We start from the raw sequence: 6,250 nt of genomic DNA, 5'->3' as shown, positions 1-6,250 counted from the left end.
CGCCTACGAGGACCGGTTCGGCCTCACCATTCCCCAGTGGCGTCTGATGTCCGTGCTGGCCGAGGGCGGCCTGACCCAGCACACCGCCGTCACGCGCACGGCGATGGACAAGGTGCGCGTCAGTCGCGCGGCCCAGGAGCTGGTGGTGCGCCGCCTGGTCGCCCGCACCACGGTCCGTTCGGATCGCCGCTCGCACACCCTGGAGCTGACGGCCGCCGGCCGCCGGCTGTTCGCCGAGATCGCGCCCCTGGCCCTGGCCTATGAGGCGACGCTGCTGGCGGGCCTGGCGCCCAGCGAGGTGGCGACCTTCAAGCGCCTGCTGAATCACCTCGAGACCGCCGCCATCCAACTGGCCGGCGGCGAGACGATCACTCCGGCTTAGCCGCGTAGACGGCTCGGGCGATCGCGCGCGCCAGGCAATCGGCCGCGGCCGAGCCTAGCCGGGCCAGGCTGACCCGCCGCGCGGGCGCTTCGCCCAGCGCGACGGCCCCCGAGGCCAGGGCGAAGACGATATCGCCGTCGAACGGCGTGTGAGCGGGCCGCACCGCGCGTCCCATGCCGTCGTGCGCCATCATCGCCATCCGCTGGGCCTCGGCGGTGGTCAGGTCGGCGGTGGTCGCCACGATGGCCAGGGTGGTGTTGGCCCCGGGCCGCAGTCGGCCCATTGCGCCCAGCTTGGTGTCGTCCGGCATCGGCTCGACAGCGGCCGCCATGGCGCCGGGACGGCCGCCGCCGAACTCGCCGTCGATCTCGAACGGCCAGGCCCAGAAGGTTTCGCCGTCGGGCATATAGACCGAGCCGACCGGATTGGCCGCCACCAGCGCCCCGACCACCAGCCCGTCGCCCAGATCCAGCGACGCCGAGCCCAGCCCGCCCTTGACCACGCCCGCCATCGCCCCGCGCCCGGCCCCGACGGAGCCCAGGGCGAAATCGACGCCCGCGGCCTCGACCGCCTTCATGCCAAGCTCCCGATAGGGCGGGGAGAGTCCCCAGGTCTTGTCGCCGCCATTGCCAAGGTCGTGCAGCGCCGCGGCCGGCACGATCGGGATCGCCGGGGAGTTGGCGGCCAGCTTGATCCCGACCTCGCGGGCCGAAAGGGCGATCGCCGCCCCGTCGGCCGCGCCCAGGCCGAACACCGAACCGCCCGACAGGCAGATGGCGTGGGCGCGGCTGAAGCTGTTCTCCGGCCTCAAGGTGTCGGTCTCGCGCACCGCCGGCCCGCCGCCACGAACGTCGACCGCGGCCGTCCAGGCGTCCGGGCAGAGCAGCACCGTGACGCCGGTGCGGACGGACTCGTCCTCGACGCAGCCGACGGTCAGCCCGGGAACGTCCGTGATCAGGTTGCGCGGGCCGGGTCTGGGCATGGGGAATCTCCGTGACGCCAGATGCTAAACCGGTCGTCGCGAGACTGGAATTCGCCGTCGACGCCTGCTAGGAAGACCACCCTTCGCGAAGGCGAAGCCTGCGGGCGTGGTGAAACTGGTAGACGCGCCGGACTCAAAATCCGGTTCCGAAAGGAGTGTCGGTTCGACCCCGACCGCCCGCACCATCAATCTTTTCAATAGGTTTGTGAAGTATTGCCCCGCTGGGGGATATTTCCGTTCAGGGTAAAGGATATGATTTCCTTTGGTTTCCCCCGACTTTCTTATTTTCCGCATTTAGCTGGCGCCACCAGTCCCGATTTGTTTCAGGGATTCAGAGTGGCGTTCCTGGGCCATCTTCCAATCGAACCGACGGACGGCGGATGTGTATGTAATCTGAGCTGGGCGTTAGCAGGGAGTTTGGTTATTTCGGTCTGCTAGTCCCTAAAGAGTGTCGCTCCTGACCAAATCTCAAAGAATCGCGAGGTCCAGGCTTTCTCAGGACGAAGAGGTTGTATGTTGCTAAACTCCTGGCCCCGAACATGAGCCTGAGCGCCCCGGACAGTATCATCCCAAGGTGCAGTGGGTAGAAGAACGCGAAATAACTATGAAAATAGCTTGGGTGATAGAATTCCACCTCTAGCCCGACGCGCTTAACGACCTTTGTGAAATTCCCATAGTCCGTTCTGTCGTAGAAGGCCGTGAAGCCGGTGTGATCGGCCACGTCCGGCCTGAAGTGCTTGAGTAGCGTGAGCTTGAGGCCGCGAGGGGTCAGGCGGTTCAGGATCGCAAAACTGGCGTATCGGCTAGGAAATAGAGCGATAACCCTGCCGCCCGGCCGTAAGCTGTCGAAGCAGTTTCGCAGAAACGCCTCATTGTCTGGGAAGTGCTCGACGCCGAAATTTGAAGTTATCGCGTCTATGGTTCCGGGCTGAACCGGGAACGGCTCGCAGACGCTACTCTCGATCCTCTCGTCCAAGGCCGGGTTGAGTTCCATCTCCTCGGCGTCGATATCTATCCCGATCAAGTGGATGTTCGCATCGGTTTTGAATTCTGTCGGGAAACACCACGCTGCTCCCGCGCCTGCATCGACAACGCGTGTCGTTTCTGGATGAAGGAGGACCATCTCGGTCACCTTCGGAAACATGGCGAAACAGCCGCTATTTCGAATGGCGAGCGACGTGGATCGACTTGATAGCGCCCGGTTCAGGCGTACGAACGTTGCCAGCATAAGGCCCCCGTTTTTACACACGAAGAACGGCGTTCCGCGGGTCCACACTGGGTCATATCGGCGGGCAAGTCTAGGTTACAATGCGCGCTGAACTACCTTGGGGCGAGCTCTGGTATCCGACCGGCCGCGCCATCCCCCTTATTCAAAAAGGAGCGCATCTGGATTTGGCTTGAAAAAGCCCCGGCGTCGTCCCAGCATGGCCTTTGATACCGGTGTCATAAAGGTTGAGGGCAGGGGGGCACATGAGCGCGATCCGAGCTTTCGGCGAGCTTATCGGCCGGCGATCCGTCCTGGGCGGGCTGGGGGCGCTGTCAGGCGGTCTCGGCGCCTCGGCCATGGGCCGACGGCCGCCGCGCGACGCGCCCGACCAGACGCGCTGGATCTTCGATCGCCTGTCTAACATCGGCGGGGCGCTGACCACGGTCGAGGGCGACCCGCGTCTGGTCGACAGCCCCTATGGCAAGGCCGTGCGGTTCGATGGCGTCGACGACCGGCTGGTGATCGACCGCCACCCGCTGACCGGCATGTCGCAATTCACCTTCGAGGCGCTGTTCCGTCCCGACGGCGGCGTGTTCGCCCAGCGCTGGTTCCACCTCAACGAGGAGGAGCCCGGCGCGCCGCCATCGGTCACGCGCATGCTGTTCGAGATTCGCGTCACCGGAGAGGCCTGGAGCCTCGACGCCTTCGCCACCGGCCCCGGTTACAAGCAGACCCTGCTGTTTCAGGACAAGCTGTTCCCGGTAGGGCGCTGGTATTGGGTGGCCCAGAGCTATGACGGCAAGACCTATCGCGCGTTCGTCGACGGGCAGTTGCAGGGCGAGGCCGAGATGGCCTTCAAACCACAGGGCGTGGGGCGCGCCTCGGTCGGCGCGCGGATGAACAAGGTCGACTACTTCAAGGGCGCCGTGCGCGAGGCGCGCTTCACACCTCGCGCCTTGGCGCCCGAGGCGTTGTTGCGGGCCTAGAGTCGCCGGCGATCTCGACCCGATCGACAAGACCCTTCAACAGGGTGCGGCCCTTGAGCCAGGGGCCATGGCCGGAATCGACGTTGATGTGGCCGGCGCGGCCCAGGTCGACGAACTCTGAACCCCAGCCGCGCGCGAAGGCCTCGGCGCGCTCGATCTCGACATAGGGGTCGTCGCGGCTGGCGACGACAAGGCTCGGGAACGGCAGGCGCTGGCGCGGGATCGGCGAGAACCCGACCAGCAGGCGGCCGGCCGGGCCCTCGCGATTGACGTCCGCCGGCGCGACCAGCATGGCGCCGCCGACGCCGCGACCGCCGGTCACCTGAGCGAAATGAGCGACCAGGGCGCAGCCCAGGCTGTGGGCCACCAGGATCGCGCCGGGGCGCTGGCGCACGGCCTCGGCCAGGCTGATCGTCCAGTCGCCGAGCAGGGGGCGCTCCCAGTCCTGCTGATCGACGCGCTCGGCGTTCGGCAGCTCGCGCTCCCAATGGGTTTGCCAGTGGTCGGGGCCGGAATTGTAGAGCCCCGGCACGATCAGGATCGGCGGGCCGTCGGAGTCGTGGCGCCGCCGACGGGGGGCTTCGAAGGCGAAAGGGGCTGGGGTCACGATGCGCACTCTGAGCAGCTTCAGGCCGTCGAGCCGCACATGCCTCTTTCAGGCGCTTCGCTTCAATTCATATCAACTCTATAGGAATTGAGAAAAGCTGGGGCGAGACCGCGCTTTCAGCGCGCTGTCAGGTGATCCGGTCACCGCGATGCAGCGGGTCGGGCAGGGGATCGCCGTCCCTCACGAACTGCAGCGACACTGAATTGATGCAGTAGCGCAGGCGCGTCGGGGCCGGGCCATCGGGAAAGACGTGGCCCTGATGGCTGTCGCAGCGAGCGCAGCGGGTCTCGATGCGGACCATGCCGTACGAGGTGTCGCGAACCCCGACCACGTGGTCCTCGGCGAAGGGCGCGTAGAAGCTGGGCCAGCCGGTGCCGCTCTCGAACTTGGTCTCGTGCTTGAACAGCGGCAGGCCGCACAGGCGGCAGCAATAGGCGCCGGGGTTCTTCTCGCCCAGCAGGCCGCCGCAGAACGGCGCCTCGGTGCCGTGGTGCAGCAGGACGCGCGCCTCCTCGGCCGTCAGGTCGGCTTCCAGGCGTTCGCGTTCGGCGTCCGTCGGCGGGGTTAGGTCAAAGCCGACGGTTGAAAGGATGGCTGCGTCTGTCATGACAGCCAATGTAGGCGCTCGCGCCTCGAAACGGTAGAACCAGGAGCGCTCCCATGACCGTCGCCGTCGCCTTTCTGCAGCCGGGTTGGGCCGATTGGGAGGCCGGCGCCGTGCTGGCCCTGCTGCGCCGGCACCTGAAGGTCCAGATCGAGATCGCCACCCCGGCCGGCGATCCGGAAACCTCCATCGGCGGGATCCTCGCCGCGGCCGACTATCGGTTCGACGATCCGGTGCTCAGCGACGCCGATCTCTTCATCCTGATCGGCAGCGACGAATGGTCGAAGGGCGAGAACACGGCGATCTCCTCGTTGTTGCGCCAGGCGTTCGCGGACGGCAAGCCCATCGCGGGGATCTGCGCCGGCACGACGGCCCTGGCCCGCGCGGGCCTCTTCGAGGGGCGCAAGCACACCTCGAACGGCAAGGCGTGGCTGGACGGCGTCGTGCCCGGCTATGCGGGGGGCGAGCATTATGTCGACACGCCCAAGGCGGTCAGCGATGGCAAGGTTGTCAGCGCCTCGGGCCTGGCCCCGGTGACCTTCGCCGCCGCCGTGGCGCGGCTGGTCGCGCCCGAGGCCGAGGACCTGATCGCCGGCTACGAGGCCATGTTCGCTCGGGAGTTCTCCGCTACCTGAATTCTCTTATAAATTGTATTTCTAACGCCCGCATGCTAGGGTCGCGCCGCCTTCGCGGGGGAGGGGTGACATGGCGGATCCGTTTCCGACGGGACCGGGGATGGTCGAAGCGGCCGGGCGCTTGAACGTCCGGCAAGGCAAGCCGCGCACATCCTCGCCCAGAGTTCGGATGATCGAGGCTGGAACCCGCTTTCCGGTCAGGGGCTCGAAGACCGGCGAGGTGGTGTCGGGCGTCGGCCAGTGGTTCGACCTGGGCGGCGGCGAATTCGTCTGGGCCGGCGCGTGTCGCGACTTTCGTCCTATCGTCGAGGAAGACGGCGAGCGACCCGACCGCAACCAACTGAAAGACTACGCCCCGCCCCGCTTCAAGGTCGCCACGGGCGTGCGCCACAGAATCCAGGGACGGCGACCAAACGGGCTGGAGGGCCTGATCGTCCACTTCGACGCCTATCGCATCAAGAAGGCGGGGAACGGCCTCGAGGACTCCGACACCCGGACCCTGGACATGATGCGTTCGGGTCAGGCCAACGGCTTTCACTATGGCGAAATCAGCCGCGGCGGGACGATCTATCTGCCCGAGAACTTCGAGTGGGGCGAATGGGGCTCGCACGCCGGCGTCAGCCTGTGCCCCGCCACCGGTCGCACCGGCGTGTCGCGCTACTATGTCGGCTTCGAGATGAACAATCCCGGCCTGCTGCACGAGGCTCAGGAGGATGGCGTCTTCTGTCCCTGGTTCAACGCGGTGCGGGATGCGAACGGGAACGTCATCCTCGACGCGAGGGGCCGCTGCCGCCGCAAGTCGGCCAATGACGAATGGTATCCGGCCTCGGAAGCGCGCACCGTGGCG

The 6,250-nt window shown here is 66.6% G+C and carries 8 protein-coding genes and 1 tRNA gene; 5 read left to right on the top strand and 4 right to left on the bottom strand.

Going from position 1 to position 6,250, the window contains the following annotated elements; translation table 11 throughout:
- The coding region (locus tag VJ655_RS04040) for a MarR family winged helix-turn-helix transcriptional regulator (RefSeq protein WP_324109783.1) at positions 1-382 on the top strand (382 nt) is incomplete at its 5' end.
- Here VJ655_RS04040 and VJ655_RS04035 read toward each other — a convergent pair.
- On the bottom strand, positions 369-1,364 hold the full coding sequence (locus VJ655_RS04035; protein ID WP_324109782.1) for a P1 family peptidase: 996 nt from the start codon (positions 1,362-1,364) through the stop codon (positions 369-371). The two genes, VJ655_RS04040 and VJ655_RS04035, sit on opposite strands and share 14 nt — an antisense overlap.
- Positions 1,365-1,464: 100 nt before the next feature.
- Here VJ655_RS04035 and VJ655_RS04030 point away from each other — a divergent pair.
- Positions 1,465-1,549 (top strand) — tRNA-Leu (locus VJ655_RS04030).
- Between the two features lie 236 nt (positions 1,550-1,785).
- Here VJ655_RS04030 and VJ655_RS04025 read toward each other — a convergent pair.
- The gene (locus VJ655_RS04025; RefSeq protein WP_324109781.1) at positions 1,786-2,508 is read right to left on the bottom strand and encodes a class I SAM-dependent methyltransferase; all 723 of its coding nucleotides are present in this window, start codon (positions 2,506-2,508) and stop codon (positions 1,786-1,788) included.
- Between the two features lie 326 nt (positions 2,509-2,834).
- Between VJ655_RS04025 and VJ655_RS04020 the strand changes: the two genes are divergently transcribed.
- The gene (locus VJ655_RS04020) at positions 2,835-3,557 is read left to right on the top strand and encodes a LamG-like jellyroll fold domain-containing protein (RefSeq protein ID WP_324109780.1); all 723 of its coding nucleotides are present in this window, start codon (positions 2,835-2,837) and stop codon (positions 3,555-3,557) included.
- Here the strand turns inward: VJ655_RS04020 and VJ655_RS04015 are convergent.
- Positions 3,514-4,164 carry an alpha/beta hydrolase gene (locus VJ655_RS04015; protein WP_324109784.1) on the bottom strand — a complete coding sequence of 217 codons (651 nt, stop codon included), beginning with the start codon at positions 4,162-4,164 and terminating at the stop codon, positions 3,514-3,516. The genes VJ655_RS04020 and VJ655_RS04015 overlap by 44 nt on opposite strands.
- 127 nt (positions 4,165-4,291) lie before the next feature.
- A complete protein-coding gene (msrB, locus tag VJ655_RS04010) occupies positions 4,292-4,771 on the bottom strand; it encodes a peptide-methionine (R)-S-oxide reductase MsrB (protein WP_324109779.1) in 480 nt (159 codons plus the stop codon).
- A gap of 53 nt (positions 4,772-4,824) precedes the next feature.
- Here msrB and VJ655_RS04005 point away from each other — a divergent pair, with 53 nt between their 5' ends.
- Both VJ655_RS04005 and VJ655_RS04000 read left to right on the top strand, forming a co-directional pair.
- A complete protein-coding gene (locus VJ655_RS04005) occupies positions 4,825-5,403 on the top strand; it encodes a type 1 glutamine amidotransferase family protein (RefSeq protein ID WP_324109778.1) in 579 nt (192 codons plus the stop codon).
- Between the two features lie 70 nt (positions 5,404-5,473).
- Positions 5,474-6,250 (top strand): hypothetical protein (locus tag VJ655_RS04000; RefSeq protein ID WP_324109777.1); only part of this gene is annotated, 777 nt, incomplete at its 3' end.

Source organism: Caulobacter sp. (genome assembly GCF_035254145.1).
Classification (GTDB): Bacteria; Pseudomonadota; Alphaproteobacteria; order Caulobacterales; family Caulobacteraceae; genus Caulobacter.
Note: the sequence above shows the minus strand (reverse complement) of the source record. Positions and strands in the feature narration are given on the sequence as shown.